Origin of the sequence: Rothia nasimurium (assembly GCF_049068285.1) — a bacterium.
Classification (GTDB): Bacteria; Actinomycetota; Actinomycetes; order Actinomycetales; family Micrococcaceae; genus Rothia; species Rothia nasimurium_I.
Genome location: NZ_JBLKPV010000002.1, coordinates 24,261 through 39,360, shown reverse-complemented (window position 1 = coordinate 39,360; position 15,100 = coordinate 24,261). Strand labels below are relative to the sequence as shown.

Here is a 15,100-nt window from a genome sequence, read left to right as displayed (position 1 = left end):
GATCAGCCCCATGTCAACCCCCACCGCCCTGAGTGAAGATCCCTTCGGCTTCACCGGCCTCACCTACGATGACGTCCTGCTGCTTCCCGGCAATACCGACGTCATCCCCTCCGACGCCGATACCACCACCCGCCTGACCAAGCGTATTTCTATTGCCTCCCCGATTATCTCGGCAGCCATGGACACCGTCACCGAATCAACCCTGGCTATCGCCATGGCCCGCCTCGGCGGCATGGGCGTTATCCACCGCAACCTCTCTATCGAAGACCAGGCTGACCACGTCGACCGCGTCAAGCGTAGCGAATCCGGCATGATCACCAACCCCGTGACCGTCGGCCCCGACGCCACCATCGCTGAGCTCGACGCCCTCTGCGGCCACTACAAGGTGTCAGGCCTGCCCGTCGTTGATGAAGCAGGTGTTCTCGTCGGTATCATCACCAACCGCGATACCCGCTACCTGCCCGAATCCACCTTCGAAACCACCCGCGTCCGCGACATCATGACCAAGATGCCGCTGATCACCGGCCACGAGGGCATGAGCAAGGACGAGGCCTTCAACCTGCTGGCCAGCAATAAGATTGAGAAGCTGCCCCTGATCGACGAGGCAGGTAAGCTCACCGGCCTGATCACCGTCAAGGACTTCACCAAGAGCGAGCAGTACCCCCGTGCCACCAAGGACGAAGAAGGCCGCCTGCGCGTCGGCGCTGCCATCGGCTTCTTCGGCGACGGCTACGAACGCGCCATGAGCCTGGTCGAAGCTGGCGTGGATGCCCTCTTCGTAGACACCGCCAACGGCCACTCCCAGGGCGTACTCGATATGATTGCCCGCCTCAAGAAGGACCCGGCCGCTGCCCATGTTGACGTTGTTGGCGGTCAGGCTGCAACCCGCGCCGGTGCCCAGGCAATCATCGATGCCGGTGCAGACGCCGTCAAGGTCGGCGTTGGCCCCGGCTCTATCTGCACCACCCGCATTATTGCAGGTGTCGGCGTCCCCCAGATCACCGCTATCAATGAATCCGCCAAGGCTGCTATTCCCGCAGGTGTTCCCCTGATTGCGGACGGCGGCATGCAGCACTCCGGTGAAATCGGCAAGGCTCTGGTAGCAGGTGCTGACTCCGTCATGCTCGGCTCCCTGCTGGCAGGTACCGCCGAATCACCCGGCGACCTTATTTTCGTCAACGGCAAGCAGTTCAAGGCCTACCGGGGCATGGGCTCCCTGGGCGCTATGCAGTCCCGCGGCGGCAAGAAGTCCTTCTCCAAGGACCGCTACTTCCAGGCCGATGTATCCTCCGAAGAGAAGCTGATTCCCGAAGGTATCGAAGGCCAGGTGCCCTACCGGGGCCCGCTCGCCTCCGTCCTGCACCAGCTCGAAGGCGGCCTGCGACAGACCATGTTCTACGTCGGTGCCCACACCGTTGAAGAGCTCAAAAACAAGGGCCAGTTCGTACGGATCACCTCAGCAGGTCTGAAAGAATCACACCCCCACGACATCACCATGACTGTCGAAGCCCCCAACTACCGCCGCTAAGGCACCCCCGTGACGCGCCCCGTCCGGCCCACACGAAAGGACGGACGGGGCCCCCTCACCCTGATAACGAACCGGCCCACCGACCGGTGAAAGGAAGACGATGACCGACATCCAGATTGGTATGTCCAAGCGCGCCCGCCGCACCTACTCGCTCGACGAAATCGCCCTGGTACCCACCCGCCGTACCCGCGACGCCAACGACGTGAACCTCAGCTGGCAGATTGACGCCTTCAAATTCGACACCCCGATCATCGGCGCCCCCATGGACTCGGTTATGTCACCGGCAACAGCCATTGCCCTGGGCAAGCTAGGCGGCCTGGGCGTCCTCAACCTTGAAGGCCTGTGGACCCGCTACGAAGACCCCCAGCCCCTGCTGGACGAAATCAACGCCCTCAGCGGTGACGACGCCCCGGCAGCCACCCGCCGGATGCAGGAAATCTACTCCGAACCCATCAAGGCTGAGCTGATTACCGCCCGCCTTGCAGAAATCCGCGAGTCAGGCGTCATCGTAGCGGGCTCCCTCACCCCCCAGAACACCCAAGAGTTCTACCAGACCGTCGTCAAGGCTGGTGTTGACCTCTTCGTTATTCGCGGGGCTGCCGTCTCAGCCCAGCATGTCTCCAGCCGCAAGGAGCCTTTGGACCTCAAAAAGTTCATCTACGAACTTGACGTTCCTGTGCTGGTCGGTGGCGTCACCGGCTACACCCCGGCCATGCACCTGATGCGAACCGGCGCAGCCGGTGTGCTGGTGGGCTTCGGTGGCGGGGCTGCCCTGACCACCCGCCGCGGTCTGGGAATCCAGGCCGGTATGGCAACCGCTATCTCAGATGTGGCTGCCGCCCGCTCTGACTACCTCGATGAATCCGGTGGCCGCTATGTGCACGTCATCGCCGACGGCTCCCTGGGCCGCTCCGGTGACATGGTCAAGGCCCTGGCCATGGGTGCAGACGCCGTCATGATCGGTGCGCCCCTGGCCCGCGCTGCCGAAGCACCCGGCGCCGGCTGGTACTGGGGCAACGAGGCCCACTCCAAGGATTTCCCCCGCGGAGTCCGCACCCAGCTGGGTACCGTCGGCAGCCTAGAAGAGGTACTCTACGGCCCCTCCTCCCACACCGACGGCTCTGCCAACATCGTAGGTGCCCTCAAACGGGCCCTGGCAACCTGCGGTTACACCGACCTCAAGTCCTTCCAGCGTATCGACGTCAACGTCACCCCCTACATTAAGTAGGCCCCAAGAAGCCCTGCCCCGGCCGTCCGCCGGGGCAGGGCTTACCTGCTTTCACCAGCACCCCACACATCAAAACCAGAGAAGGTGAACCCGTGCTCAAAACTGCCCTAACCCCCCGGTGGCTAGTGGGTCTAGTTGCGGTGCTCGCCCTGGTCACCGGATTTGTCTGGTTGAGCTCCTGGCAGCTTTCTGCCTCGACCTCAGCGACCCGCAGTGCAGATCCTGACAAGGACCGGGTGAGGCCCTACAGCGAAATCTTCACCCCCTACAGTGTTCTGGACCTTGATGAAGTTGATACCGTGGTGGAAGCCACCGGCTCCTATGTACCAGGATCCAGCTACCTGGTGGAGAACAAGCTTAATGACGGTAAGCAGGGCTACTGGGTGGTAGCCCTCTTCATTCCGGACGGCACGGACACCGTTACCACCAGCATGGGGGAGGGGCCCCGCGGCCTAGTTGTTGCCAGGGCCTGGACCTCAGAGGCAGAAATCCCAGCCGAACCGACCGGAACCGTCACAGTTGCAGGGCGGATCGTCGGCAACGACGCCCCCCTGGGCACCAACCAGCTCAGCCAGGCTGGGCAAGAGCAAGGACGGACGCTGGCCTCAGCCAATTCCTCCTACCTCACCAACGTCTGGAACACGGCCCTCTTCAACGGAATCCTTACCGCTGACTCAGAGACAAACGGCCTAACCCCCCTGACCGCTGAAGGAACCATTGACCCGGCCGCCACCGTCCTGGGCCAAAGCGAAACCTACACCCCCGTCAGGGCCGAGCAGGTCACCAACGACTCCCTCGACTGGCTCAACATCTTCTACGCAATCGAATGGCTAGTCTTTGCAGGTTTCGCCCTTTATTTCTGGTGGCGGATGCTCAAAGATAGTGTTGACAAGGACACCAATCCTACCCATTACTTCGAATACGAAGGCCAATACTGGGTGGACGAGGCCACCGGCCGCCCCTACTACTACGACCCGGCCGACGACGCCTACTACTTCTTTGACCAAGTGAACCCCGCCGCCGGAAGCCAAGAGCCAAGCCGCTAACCGGCCGTCCCCACCCTGACCAGAACCAGACCCCGAACCCAAGGAAGAGAACACCAGTGAGCGAGAAGCCAGCCCCCCGCCCCACCGAACGCACCGACGGTAAAAAAGTAACCCTCGCTAGCGGTGCCACCCAGGCTAGCAGCCCGGGGGGCTTTACCGTCCGCAAGAAGTTTGGTGGCACCGAATCCCAAATCCGCAGCGCCCTGACCTTCTATAAGTGGTGTGCCTGGATTTCAGGTACCTTCCTGCTGCTGTTGGTTGCTGAGATGATTAGCCGCTATATCTTCGGCTACGACCTGGTCGCCGGTGGTGTAGATGCCCAAACCGGCCAAACCGTGGCCCTGGGCTGGCTTAACCTTGAGACCGAGAACCTGCACGGGGGACTCAACATCTCTACCTGGATCCTGATTATCCACGGCTGGTTCTATGTGGTCTACCTTCTCTCCTGCTTCCGCCTCTGGCTGCTGATGCGCTGGGCCCTGCCCCAGATGATTGTGATGGCCCTGGGCGGTGTGGTTCCCTTCCTCTCCTTCATCGTGGAGCGCCGCATCTACGCAGAAACCCTGGCCCTGCTGGCCGCCAACCCGCAGGCTACCAAGCGCTACTAAACGGCGCCTCCTGAACTAGAATAGAATCCAAGGATTTACCCAGAACTTGCCCCGTGGGGCTCGGACGGGCCCACCCGCCTCCGTCCGGCGTTCCCAGGCAACTCAACCCACAGAAAAGGTATTAACCTGTGACTACTCACACCCCCGTCGAGGAGCTCGAAGAGCGCCCCGTCCTGGTCGTTGACTATGGTGCCCAGTACGCCCAGCTCATCGCCCGCCGCGTCCGCGAAGCCGGTGTCTACTCCGAGCTGGTACCCCACACCATGCCCACCGAGAAGATGCTGGCTAAGAACCCGGCCGCCATTATCCTCTCCGGTGGACCCTCCTCCGTCTATGAGGACGGCGCCCCCAAGGGCGATATCGCCATGTTCGAAGCCGGCGTGCCTGTCTTTGGTATCTGCTACGGCTTCCAGGTCATGGCCCAGACCCTCGGCGGTACCGTTGCTAAGACCGGTCTGCGCGAATACGGGGCCACCGACGCTGTAGTTTGTGCTGAGAACTCTTCCTTCTTGACCGGTACCCCCAAGACCCAGAACGTCTGGATGAGCCACGGCGACTCCGTCTCTGTAGCCCCTGAGGGCTTTGAGGTTCTGGCCCAGACTCCCGGTGCAGCGGTTGCAGCTTTTGTGGACGAGAAGCGCAAGTTCGGTGGCGTGCAGTGGCACCCCGAGGTCAAGCACTCCGACTACGGCCAGGTGGCCCTGGAGAACTTCCTCTTTAACGTAGCTGGTCTGAAGAAGACCTGGTCTACCGGCAACATCATCGAAGAGCAGGTTGCTAAGATCCGCGAGCAGGTAGGCGATGACCAGGTCATCTGCGCCCTCTCTGGCGGTGTTGATTCATCTGTTGCCGCGGCCCTGGTTCACAAGGCTGTGGGCGACCAGCTGACCTGCTTCTTCATCGACCACGGTTTGCTGCGCGAGGGCGAGCGTGAGCAGGTTGAGCAGGACTACGCTTCAACCATGGGTATTAAGGTCGTGACCATTGATGAGTCAGAGCGCTTCCTGGGCGCCCTGGCCGGTATTACTGAGCCTGAGGCTAAGCGTAAGGCTATTGGCCGCGAGTTCATCCGCTCCTTCGAAGCTGCCCAGCGCAAGCTGATTGAAGAGGCTGGCGCTGAGGGCACCGACATTAAGTTCCTGGTGCAGGGCACCCTCTACCCGGATGTTGTTGAATCTGGCGGTGGCGAGGGCGCTGCCAACATTAAGTCCCACCACAACGTGGGCGGTCTGCCTGATGACCTGCAGTTTGAGCTGGTTGAGCCCCTGCGCACCCTCTTTAAGGACGAGGTTCGCGCTATTGGCCGTGAGCTGGGGGTTCCTGAGAAGATTGTTGCCCGTCAGCCTTTCCCCGGCCCCGGCCTGGGTATCCGCGTGATTGGTGAGGTCAATAAGCACAACCTGGATATCCTGCGCGCTGCTGACCTGATTGTGCGTGAGGAACTGACTGCCGCTGGCATGGACGAGGAGATCTGGCAGTGCCCCGTGGTGTTGCTGGCGGACGTCCGCTCCGTGGGCGTGCAGGGTGACGGCCGTACTTACGGTCACCCGATTGTGTTGCGCCCGGTCTCTTCTGAGGATGCGATGACTGCTGACTGGTCACGCCTGCCTTATGACCTGCTGGCGAAGATTTCTAACCGGATTACCAATGAGGTTGCTGAGGTGAACCGTGTGGTTCTGGACGTGACTTCAAAGCCTCCGGGAACGATTGAGTGGGAATAACAAAAATTTTCCCCAACAGGGGAAAATAAAATTTTTGTTATTCCGCGAGCCTGCGAGCGGCATGGACGATTTAGTGCGGCTGCCGCTTGCGGGCCTCGGGGGAGGGGGCGAGCTTGCTCGCTCCTTTCTTTTATTGCGCGAGCCTGCGAGCGGTTTAGTTGTCTTAGTGCGACCGTCGCTTGCGGGCCTCGGGCAAGGAGCTTGCGAACGTAGTGAGCTCCTCGTTTTGTTATTCCGCGAGCCTGCGAGCGGTTTAGTTGACTTAGCGTGGCTGCCGCTTGCTGGGCCTGGTTGGGAGGGGGCGAGCTTGCTCGCTCCTTTCTTTTATTCCGCGAGCCTGCGAGCAGCTGGTTGAATCAGTGCGGACGCCGCTTTCTCCGAGGTGATCTATGATTCCAGATATTAGTTGGGCACAAGTGCAAAGTTGCACCTGTGTAACGAGTGTTGTCGCTGGGAAGTCTGTAGGGTCGTTAATATCAATACGAGAAGACCCTTTGGGAGCTAGTCTTGCATGGAAAGCGCAGAAACAACCGTCGAGTCATATGGCGGAGGGTCTGATAGCTATAGAATCTGGCAAGAAGAACTTATTTTCTGATATCGAAAATGTAGAACTGTATGATACCTGGTCAAAGATATTGAAAGTTATTTATCAAGTACTTGAATATGGGGAGGGGAATGTTGAGTTGGGTTTTCAATCTAAAAATTTCTCTTTAAAGATGAGTGCATCAGGTCTTGTTATTACTGTTGGTGATAAAAGGTACTTGGCTTCTCCTTATAAGTTCATTGAAAGTTTAATTAAAGGTGTTGAACATTTTTATTCTTGGTATGAAACATATATTCCAGGAAATATTGAAAGCGATTTGTCCAGGTTAAAAGAGATAAAATTAATATCTAAATTTTAGTTAAGAGACATGGCGAAGAAGAGAAGAACTTGCGAGTGGCTGGTTGTCTTAGTGCGGCTGCCGCTTGGGGGCCTCGTATAACTGAACAGCCCCCGTCCTTATTCCCACACAGGGAGCGGACGGGGGCTGTCGGGTGAGCCCTGCTACTAAGCGGGGCGCGTAGTGTTGCCTAGGCTGCGTAGGAGTTCTACTGTTTTTTTAGCTGTGACTTTGGCTGAGGCAGGGTTTTGCCCGGTGACGAGGCGCCCATCGACTGTAGCGTAGGGGATGAAGGGGATGAGTCCCTTTGAGTAGTGGGCACCGAGATCCTTGACCTGTTGCTCAACGTTGTAGGGTACGAGCTTTGCTACTCCGGCAAGGACTTCTTCACGCCAGGAGAAGCCGGTGATATTTTTTCCGGCGATAAGCACCGAACCGTCAGATAGCTTGGTTTCTAGCAAGCCGCAGTAGCCGTGGCAGACTGAGGCAACGACGCCCCCGTGTTCGTAGATTTCTCGGGTAAGTTCTTGCAAGCCTTCGCTTGATGGGAAGTCGTACATGACGGCGTGACCGCCTGTGAAGAATATGGCGTCAAAGTCTGCTGCGTTAATCTGCTCGGGGCTTTTGGTTTCCTCTAGCAGTTTCATACGATCAGGATCCTTGAGCCATGCCTTGGCTGAAGCGTCCAGGTTGGGGAATTTGAGGGAGCGGGGCTCAAGGGGAGACTTCCCGCCCTGGGGGCTTACAATGACCTGCTCGAAGCCAGCTTGCTCGAATGCATCGTAGGAATGTGTGAGTTCGGAAAGCCATAGGCCGGTGGGGTGGCTAGGGTCTGACTCGTATGCGCTGACGTTGGTGACAACCTGAAGAATCCGGCGTGCTGATGAATTGGTATTTGATTGGGTCATTGGTTCAACTTATCTCTTGTCTTCTTTATTGGACAGAAGAGTAACGGCACAGCCCCCGTCCTTATTCCCACACAGGGAGCGGACGGGGGCTGTTCTGCGCGTAGGGCTAGGTTTTAGCCGCCGAAGTTGAACATCCAGGCGATGCCGTACTTGTCGGTGAGGGAGCCGAATGTTGCACCCCAGGGGGCTGCGGTCAGCGGCTGGATGTTGGTTGCGCCGTCGGAGAGCTTGTCGAACCAGGGGCGGGCGGTGTCGACGTCCTCGGTGGGGCCGATGAGGGAGGCTTCCATGTTGGTGGTGGCCTGGGCAGGGGCTTCTGAGAGGGCCGCGCCGTCAGAGACGCGCAGGTTGAAGCCGTGCTCGGTGATGAGTTCGGCGTGCATGACCAGGTTTTCGTGTTCGGGGGCGACGGGGGCCTGGAAGTCCTTGAAGGTTGCCAGCTGGAGTTCGCCGCCGAAAACCTCAGCGTAGAATTCGATGGCTTCGCGGGCGTTGCCGGCGAAGGTGAAGTAGGGGTTGAACTGGATAGCCATGAGAGGCCTTTCTCTAAAGTGATTGAGCGTTCACAGCGTATCACGCACCGGTGAAAAGAAAAGACCATCTAACTCGGAAAAACCCACCTAGTTCGTGGGTTTTTCCGATTTAGATGGTACCTAGGGCTAGGAGGTGACGCGGTAGATCCGGGCCTCGTAGGGGCGCAGGGTCAGCTCAGAGCCAGCAGCCTGCTCGGCGGCGTCCGCGTAGTTAGCCAGCACCACCTGGGCGTCCGCACCCTCCAGCACCTGGTAGGAGCGGGTTAGGACGCCGTCCGTAAAGTTGGCGACGACCAGCAGCTTCTCGCCCTCCCCGTGGCGCTCATAAGCGTAGACCTCAGAATCTTCGGGGTCCAAGGGTACAAAGGAAGCGTAGACCAGCAGGTCCTTGAGCTCGCCGCGGCGCAGGGCTACCAGCTGGCGGTAGTAGTGCCACAGGGAATCTTCACGGTCCACAGCCTCAGCCGCGTTGATCTCGGTGTAGTTCTCATTCAGCCCAATCCAGGGGGTGCCGCTCGTAAAGCCGGCACCGGCGTCCGCGCTCCACTGCACCGGGGTACGGGCATTGTCGCGCCCCTTGGCGTAGATCAGGGCCATGGCCTCATCCGAACTCATGCGGTCGTGCTCGGTAACCATATCGGTGTAGAAGTTAATCGAATCCAGGTCCTTGTAGTCCTCGATCGATTCGAACTGCACGTTGGTCATGCCGAACTCTTCGCCCTGGTAGATGTAGGGGGTGCCCTGCATACCGTGCAGCACGGTGGCCAGCATCTTGCCGGAGAGCTCTCGGTACTCGGGTGAATCGTTACCAAAGCGGGAGATAACGCGGGGCTGGTCGTGGTTGTTCCAGTAGAGCGAACCCCAGGCCTTGCCGTCCAGCTCGGTCTGCCAGGTGTTCAAGATTTCCTTCATCTCCGTCAGCTGCACGGGCTTGTAAGACCACTTGCCCATACCAGTAGCTGGGTCAGAGTCCAGACCCATGTGCTCAAAGTGGAAGATCATGTGCAGCTCATCGGTGGTGAAGCCTGAGAACCGTACAGCTTCATCCGGCCCGGTGGCGCTCATTTCGCCCACGGTCATGCAGTCGTACTTGTCGAAGGTTTCCATGTTGAGCTCGTGCATCCACTCGTGCACCTTGGTGCCGTTGGCGATCACGAAGGGGATAGAGGAGGAATGCTTCTCGGGGTCGACGCTGGGGTCATCGGGCAGACCCTCAGGCTTGGAGATGATGTTGATAGCGTCCAGGCGGAAGCCGTCGACCCCCTTATCCAGCCAGAAGGTGACCAGGTCAAAGATTTCCTGACGGACCTTGGGGTTCTCCCAGTTGAGGTCGGGCTGCTTGCGGGAGAACATGTGCAGGTACCACTGGTCGGTGGTCTCATCGTATTCCCAGGCCGGGCCTCCGAATTCGCTGCCCCAGTTGTTGGGGGGTAGGGGCTTACCGTCCTCATCGACGCCCGAAGAATCCCGCCAGATGTAGTAGTCGCGGTAGCCGTTATCGCGGGAGGCCCGGGACTTTTCGAACCACTCGTGCTCATCGGAGGAGTGATTGACCACCAGGTCCATCAGGATCTTGATGCCGAGGGAGTGGGCGGTTTCGAGCATGGTATCGAAGTCGTCCATGGTGCCGAACTCGGGCATAATGGCCCGGTAGTCGGAGATGTCGTAGCCCATGTCGTCGTTGGGGGAGGCGAAAACGGGGGAGAGCCAGATGACGTTGATTCCCAGGTCTGCCAGGTAGGGCAGGCGCTCGGTGATACCGGGGATATCGCCGATACCGTCGCCGTTGGAGTCGTTGAAGCTGCGCGGCCAAATCTGGTAGACGACCGCTTCCTTCCACCAGGTCTTTCCTGAATTATTTGCCATGCTCATGTGTCCTTTTCTGATTGAGTGAAAAAAGTTCCTAGCCCCGGTGCCCTTCTGTGGGGCCCGGGGAGGGAGGGGAGGGCGGCGCCGGCAGCCGACGTGGATCGGGGCTGGCGGTGAATCGCTTGCGAGCTCTGCGAGCCAGCGAGAGCGGTTGTCGGCGCGGCGCCTGTCCTTCCTCCCGACGTCACTACACCCTTTCGGGTTGGTTACTGCTGGTAGAGGTAAATCTTTGCCTCGTAGGGGCGCAGGGTTGCGCCCTGGTCGTCGGCGTAGTTGCTGCTGATTAGAGTGCGCTCGCCTGCCGGTTCGGTGAAAGTGCGGGTCAGGACGTCCTCGGTGAAGTTGGCAACCACCAGCAGGGTTTTACCAATGGTGGGGCCGGTGCCCTGGCGCAGGTAGGCGTAGACCTGGCCGTCTTCGGTGGCGGGGACTTCTGCTGAATCAATCAGCTCATAAACACCGTTGACCATGATGGGGTGGGCATGGCGCAGGCTGATGAGGTCGCGGTAGTGGTAGAAGACCGAGTTCTCATCGGCTAGGGCTGCCTCGGCGTTGATCTCGGTGTAGCGGGGGTTGAGCTTCAGCCAGGGGGTGCCGCTGGTGAAGCCAGCCTGCTCACCGGCCGTCCATTGCATGGGGGTGCGGGCGTTGTCGCGGCCGGAGGCTGAGATGTAGCGAAGCATGGTGTCGTGATCGACCACACCGGAGCCGACCAGCTTGGCGTAGTGGTCGTGGATTTCCAGGTCGTTGTAGTCGGCCAGGTCGGTGAAGAAGACGTTGGTCATGCCTAGCTCTTCGCCCTGGTAGATGTAGGGGGTACCTGCCATACCGTGTAGCATCGTGCCCAGCATTTTGGCGGAGAGAACCCGGTACTCGGGTGAATCGTTGCCGAAGCGGGAGACAGCGCGGGGCTGGTCGTGGTTGTTCCAGTAGTTGGCGTTCCAGCCCTTACCGGCTAGGTCTACCTGCCACTTGGTGAGGATCCGCTTGAGGTCGCGCAGATCAAAACGCTGATCGTTCCACTTGCCCAGGGCCGGGTTGGGGTTGGCGTCCACGCCCATGTGCTCAAACTGGAAGAGGGTTTGCAGCTCGCCGCGGTCAAAGCCGGTGTAGAGCAGGCCGTCGGCGGTGGTGACGCCGGGGGCTTCACCCACGGTGATGACGGGGTAGTGGGAGAGCACTTCCCGGTTCATCTCAGCGAGGTATTCGTGGACGCGGGGGCCGTTGGCTGCCATGGTGATGGAGTCGGTGCCGCCACCGGCTGCTACCTGGGGGTCATCGGGATAGGCCGGGTCCTTGGAGATGAGGTTGATGACGTCCATGCGGAAGCCGTCGACGCCCTTATCCAGCCAGAAGCGCATGAGGTCGTAGACTTCGTTGCGGACGACCGGGTTTTCCCAGTTGAGGTCGGGCTGCTTGGTGGAGAAGAGGTGCAGGTAGAACTGTTCGGTGGCCGGTTCCCATTCCCAGACGGAGGGGGAGAAGGCGGCGACCCAGTTGTTAGGCGGGATGGGGGTACCGTCCTCGGTGTAGCCCGCCGGGTCCTTCCAGATGTAGTAGTCGCGGTAGGGGTTGTCCTTGCTGCTCTTGGCCTGCACAAACCAGTCGTGCTCGTCGGAGGTGTGGTTGACCACCAGATCCATCATGATCTTGATACCGGCACCGTGGGCGGTTTCAAGCAGCTCATCGAAGTCGGCCATGGTGCCGAATTCGTCCATGATGTCGCGGTAGTCGCTGATGTCGTAGCCGTTGTCGTCGTTGGGGGACTTATAAATGGGGGAGAGCCAGATGACGTCCACCCCGAGCTTTGCCAGGTAGGGGATTTTTTCGGTGATACCGGGCAGATCGCCGATACCGTCGCCGTTGGAGTCGTTAAAAGACCGGGGGTAAATCTGGTAGACAACGGGTTCTTGCCACCAGGCGGTGGGACGGGAGGTTGACGGCTGGTTGCTCATTGTTTCTTCCTTCCAGAGGGTCAGTGAGAAATGAGGTTAAAGGTCGAAGGTCAGGTACAGGCCTGAGTGGTCTGAGACTGCTTCTTCGCTGGTGTCGGGGAAGACCACAGAGTGGGTGAGGACGGGCAGGGGCCGGTCTGTGAGGACCAGGTCAATGCGGAGGGCCTGGGTCAGGGTGTCCCAGCCGTGGATGGCCTTGTGGACGGTGGTCTCCCCGCTGCGTTCTTTAGCTGCAAGGTAGGTATCCTGCCAGCCGGATGAGGCCATAAGGTCGTAGCCTTCCCCCTCTATTCCAGCTGCATTATTGAAATCTCCTGCCAGAATGACGGGGGCCCCCTGGGCGAGCTCCCGTATCTGCCGGTCAAGCTGGTTGAACTCGGCCTCAAAGAGGGGGGTGCCCTCCCACTGCCACCAGCTCATGTGGGTGCTCACTACCCAGGCTCCCTGGGCTTCCTCGCCAAGTTGCACGGCCAGGGCAACCCGGCGGGGGACGTCCTCGTAGGTGTAGTTGGGGGAAAGGTCAAGGGCCTGGACGCTCTGGGGCCGGTTGCGGGTGAGGACGGCCACTCCCTCGTCATAACGCTCAAAACCGCGGTGGGCCACCGCCCACCCCCAGTAGTAGGGGGTTCCCAAGTCTGCGAGGAACCTGTTGAGCAGGTGGGCAAAATTGTCAGCCCGCACCGCCCGATCTGCCCCGCCCAGATACCCAGTAGGGGACTCTAAAGCCGGGGAGTGGATGAACTGGTTGACCTCCTGCAGGGCAACAACATCGATACCCTCCTGGGAAATAAAACGGGCCAGCTCATAGATTTTTGAAATTTGGTGGACCTCAAGCCAACTGTGGGTATTCAGCGTTAAAAGTTTCATGGCAGCAGATCCCTCCTCCTGTAGCAACAATGGTGTCAAGTCACCCTTTATCCTAGGGACTGACCTCCTGTCTGCCCCTTTTCTAAGCCCTGAAATCCGGGGGAACTCTTGCCAGCTTTCGCAACTTTGTGCCGGTTCCCGGCATTAATGCCAAAGTCGCCAAAATCACCCTCCTTGGGGGCAAAAGAATGGTTAGATAAGCCTAGTAATCACACGGGTGCACAAGCCCTAACACACCTCACACCCGTGAGCCAGGGGCACCCAATCACGAAAGGTTTCTACCGATGATGGAGAAGATTCAGAGGTTCGGCTCCGCCATGCTGGCGCCCGTCCTCATCTTTGCTTTCGCCGGTCTTGCCGTTGGTATCGCTATCATCTGCAAGAACGAGCAGCTCCTGGGCCCCATTGCGGCTGAGGGCACCGGCTGGTACAACTTCTGGTCTGTCTGGGAATCAGGTGCCTGGACCGTCTTTAACCAGATGGAACTCCTCTTTGTCCTGGGTCTGCCCATTGCTTTGGCTAAGACCGCCCAGGCCCGTGCCGTCCTTGAAGCCGGCATGATCTACCTGACCTTCAACTACTTCGTCGGTACTATCCTCAGCATCTGGGGCGACAAGTTTGGCGTCGATTTCAGCGTCGACCTTTCTGAAGGCGCAGCAGGTACCGGTCTGAAGATGATTGCCGGTATCAAGACCCTGGACACCGGTATCTTCGGTGCCATTATCATCTCCGCTATTGTCGTCTGGCTGCACAACCGCTACTTCGACACCAAGCTGCCCGACTTCCTCGGTATCTTCCAGGGCACCCAGTTCGTCTACGGCCTGGGCTTCTTCCTCATGATGCCCGTCGCCCTGGCCTTCGTCGCCATCTGGCCCACCGTCCAGCACGGCATCGGCAGCATGCAGGGCTTCTTCATCTCTTCCGGTGTCTTTGGCGTATGGCTCTACACCTTCCTTGAGCGCATCCTCATCCCCACCGGTCTGCACCACTTCATCTACACCCCCTTCGTCTTCGGTCCCGCCGTTGTTCCGGACGGTATCACCAAGTACTGGGTTGCCAACCTCGAAACCTTCGCAGCATCAACCACCCCCGTCAAGGATCTCTTCCCCGGCGGCGGCTTCGCCCTGCACGGTAACTCCAAGGTCTTCGGCCCCCTCGGTATCGCAGCAGCCTTCTACACCACTGCCCGTCCCGAGAAGCGCAAGGAAACCCTGGCCCTGCTGATCCCCGTCTGCCTCACCGCAATTCTGATCGGTATCACCGAGCCCCTGGAATTCACCTTCCTCTTCCTGGCACCCCCGCTCTTCGCTGTTCACGCAGTCCTGGCAGCTACCATGTCAGCAACCATGTACGGCTTCGGCGTTGTCGGTAACATGGGCGGCGGTCTGATTGACTTCCTCTTCCAGAACTGGATCCCCATGTGGCCCAACCACTCAGGTATGGTCCTGACCCAGATCGCCATTGGTCTGGTCTTCACCCTGATCTACTTCGTGGTCTTCCGCTTCCTGATCCTCAAGTTCAACTTCAACACCCCCGGTCGTGAAGCTGACGGTGGCGAAACCAAGCTCTACACCAAGGCTGAATACAAGGAAGCCAAGAAGAATGGCACCCTGGGCGCTGAAGGTTCAGCTGCCGCTGGCGCAACTGCTGGTGCAGCAACCGCTGTAGCATCCGACCCCTACAGCCAGCGGGCAACCGACTTCCTGGCCCTGCTCGGCGGCCCGGCTAACGTCACCGAAGTGAACAACTGCGCCACCCGCCTGCGTGTATCTGTTGCTGATCCCGAACTGGTCGGCACTGAAGCCCAGTTCAAGTCAGCTGGCGCTCTCGGCCTGGTCAACAAGGGCAAGGCCCTGCAGGTCATCGTCGGCATGGACGTTCCCCAGGTTCGTGACAAGTTCGAAACCATGGTGAACGACGGTAAATAACCTTCACCACCTGCCTTGAGCATCACAA

At 59.4% G+C, this 15,100-nt stretch carries 12 protein-coding genes; 7 read left to right on the top strand and 5 right to left on the bottom strand.

Translation table 11 applies throughout. From position 1 onward, the window contains the following. Positions 1–10: 10 nt before the first annotated feature. From guaB to ACMXX3_RS02170, 6 genes are all read left to right on the top strand, one after another. Positions 11–1,528, top strand: a complete 1,518-nt coding sequence (guaB, locus tag ACMXX3_RS02195) for an IMP dehydrogenase (protein ID WP_421083174.1) — start codon at positions 11–13, stop codon at positions 1,526–1,528. 100 nt (positions 1,529–1,628) lie between these two features. Next, positions 1,629–2,756: a GuaB3 family IMP dehydrogenase-related protein gene (locus tag ACMXX3_RS02190; protein ID WP_421083173.1), complete on the top strand. Its 1,128-nt coding sequence runs from the start codon at positions 1,629–1,631 to the stop codon at positions 2,754–2,756. Between the two features lie 92 nt (positions 2,757–2,848). After that, positions 2,849–3,802 (top strand): SURF1 family protein, encoded by a 954-nt coding sequence (locus ACMXX3_RS02185; RefSeq protein WP_421083172.1) that lies wholly within the window; start codon positions 2,849–2,851, stop codon positions 3,800–3,802. A 56-nt stretch (positions 3,803–3,858) separates the two neighbouring features. Continuing rightward, complete coding sequence (locus ACMXX3_RS02180) at positions 3,859–4,410, top strand: DUF3817 domain-containing protein (RefSeq protein ID WP_421083171.1); 552 nt, start codon at positions 3,859–3,861, stop codon at positions 4,408–4,410. Between the two features lie 128 nt (positions 4,411–4,538). After that, positions 4,539–6,131, top strand: a complete 1,593-nt coding sequence (guaA, locus tag ACMXX3_RS02175) for a glutamine-hydrolyzing GMP synthase (RefSeq protein WP_421083170.1) — start codon at positions 4,539–4,541, stop codon at positions 6,129–6,131. A 389-nt stretch (positions 6,132–6,520) separates the two neighbouring features. Beyond that, positions 6,521–7,033 carry a hypothetical protein gene (locus ACMXX3_RS02170; protein WP_421083169.1) on the top strand — a complete coding sequence of 171 codons (513 nt, stop codon included), beginning with the start codon at positions 6,521–6,523 and terminating at the stop codon, positions 7,031–7,033. A 146-nt stretch (positions 7,034–7,179) separates the two neighbouring features. Here the strand turns inward: ACMXX3_RS02170 and ACMXX3_RS02165 are convergent, their stop codons facing one another. The 5 genes from ACMXX3_RS02165 to ACMXX3_RS02145 all read right to left on the bottom strand — a co-directional run bounded on the left by ACMXX3_RS02165 (position 7,180) and on the right by ACMXX3_RS02145 (position 13,144). Continuing rightward, complete coding sequence (locus tag ACMXX3_RS02165; protein WP_421083168.1) at positions 7,180–7,920, bottom strand: type 1 glutamine amidotransferase domain-containing protein; 741 nt, start codon at positions 7,918–7,920, stop codon at positions 7,180–7,182. A 113-nt stretch (positions 7,921–8,033) separates the two neighbouring features. Continuing rightward, positions 8,034–8,453 carry a VOC family protein gene (locus ACMXX3_RS02160; protein WP_237208070.1) on the bottom strand — a complete coding sequence of 140 codons (420 nt, stop codon included), beginning with the start codon at positions 8,451–8,453 and terminating at the stop codon, positions 8,034–8,036. Between the two features lie 126 nt (positions 8,454–8,579). Then, positions 8,580–10,319, bottom strand: coding sequence for a glycoside hydrolase family 13 protein (locus ACMXX3_RS02155; RefSeq protein WP_421083167.1), 1,740 nt, complete (start codon positions 10,317–10,319; stop codon positions 8,580–8,582). Between the two features lie 209 nt (positions 10,320–10,528). After that, positions 10,529–12,277, bottom strand: a complete 1,749-nt coding sequence (locus ACMXX3_RS02150) for an alpha-glucosidase (RefSeq protein WP_421083166.1) — start codon at positions 12,275–12,277, stop codon at positions 10,529–10,531. 36 nt (positions 12,278–12,313) lie between these two features. Then, positions 12,314–13,144, bottom strand: coding sequence for an endonuclease/exonuclease/phosphatase family protein (locus ACMXX3_RS02145; RefSeq protein ID WP_421083165.1), 831 nt, complete (start codon positions 13,142–13,144; stop codon positions 12,314–12,316). Positions 13,145–13,428: 284 nt separating this feature from the next. On the opposite strand from ACMXX3_RS02145, the gene ACMXX3_RS02140 reads away from it, so the two are divergent. Next, a complete protein-coding gene (locus tag ACMXX3_RS02140) occupies positions 13,429–15,072 on the top strand; it encodes an alpha-glucoside-specific PTS transporter subunit IIBC (protein ID WP_421083164.1) in 1,644 nt (547 codons plus the stop codon). Positions 15,073–15,100: the final 28 nt, after the last annotated feature.

Bases quoted from the DNA above. Each gene is read 5' to 3' on its own strand.
- ACMXX3_RS02140 (WP_421083164.1), top strand. From the start codon at position 13,429: ATGATGGAGAAGATTCAGAGGTTCGGCTCCGCCATGCTGGCGCCCGTC.
- ACMXX3_RS02155 (WP_421083167.1), bottom strand. From the start codon at position 10,319: ATGGCAAATAATTCAGGAAAGACCTGGTGGAAGGAAGCGGTCGTCTAC.
- ACMXX3_RS02150 (WP_421083166.1), bottom strand. From the start codon at position 12,277: ATGAGCAACCAGCCGTCAACCTCCCGTCCCACCGCCTGGTGGCAAGAA.
- ACMXX3_RS02160 (WP_237208070.1), bottom strand. From the start codon at position 8,453: ATGGCTATCCAGTTCAACCCCTACTTCACCTTCGCCGGCAACGCCCGC.
- ACMXX3_RS02190 (WP_421083173.1), top strand. From the start codon at position 1,629: ATGACCGACATCCAGATTGGTATGTCCAAGCGCGCCCGCCGCACCTAC.
- ACMXX3_RS02170 (WP_421083169.1), top strand. From the start codon at position 6,521: ATGATTCCAGATATTAGTTGGGCACAAGTGCAAAGTTGCACCTGTGTA.
- ACMXX3_RS02145 (WP_421083165.1), bottom strand. From the start codon at position 13,144: ATGAAACTTTTAACGCTGAATACCCACAGTTGGCTTGAGGTCCACCAA.
- guaB (WP_421083174.1), top strand. From the start codon at position 11: ATGTCAACCCCCACCGCCCTGAGTGAAGATCCCTTCGGCTTCACCGGC.
- ACMXX3_RS02165 (WP_421083168.1), bottom strand. From the start codon at position 7,920: ATGACCCAATCAAATACCAATTCATCAGCACGCCGGATTCTTCAGGTT.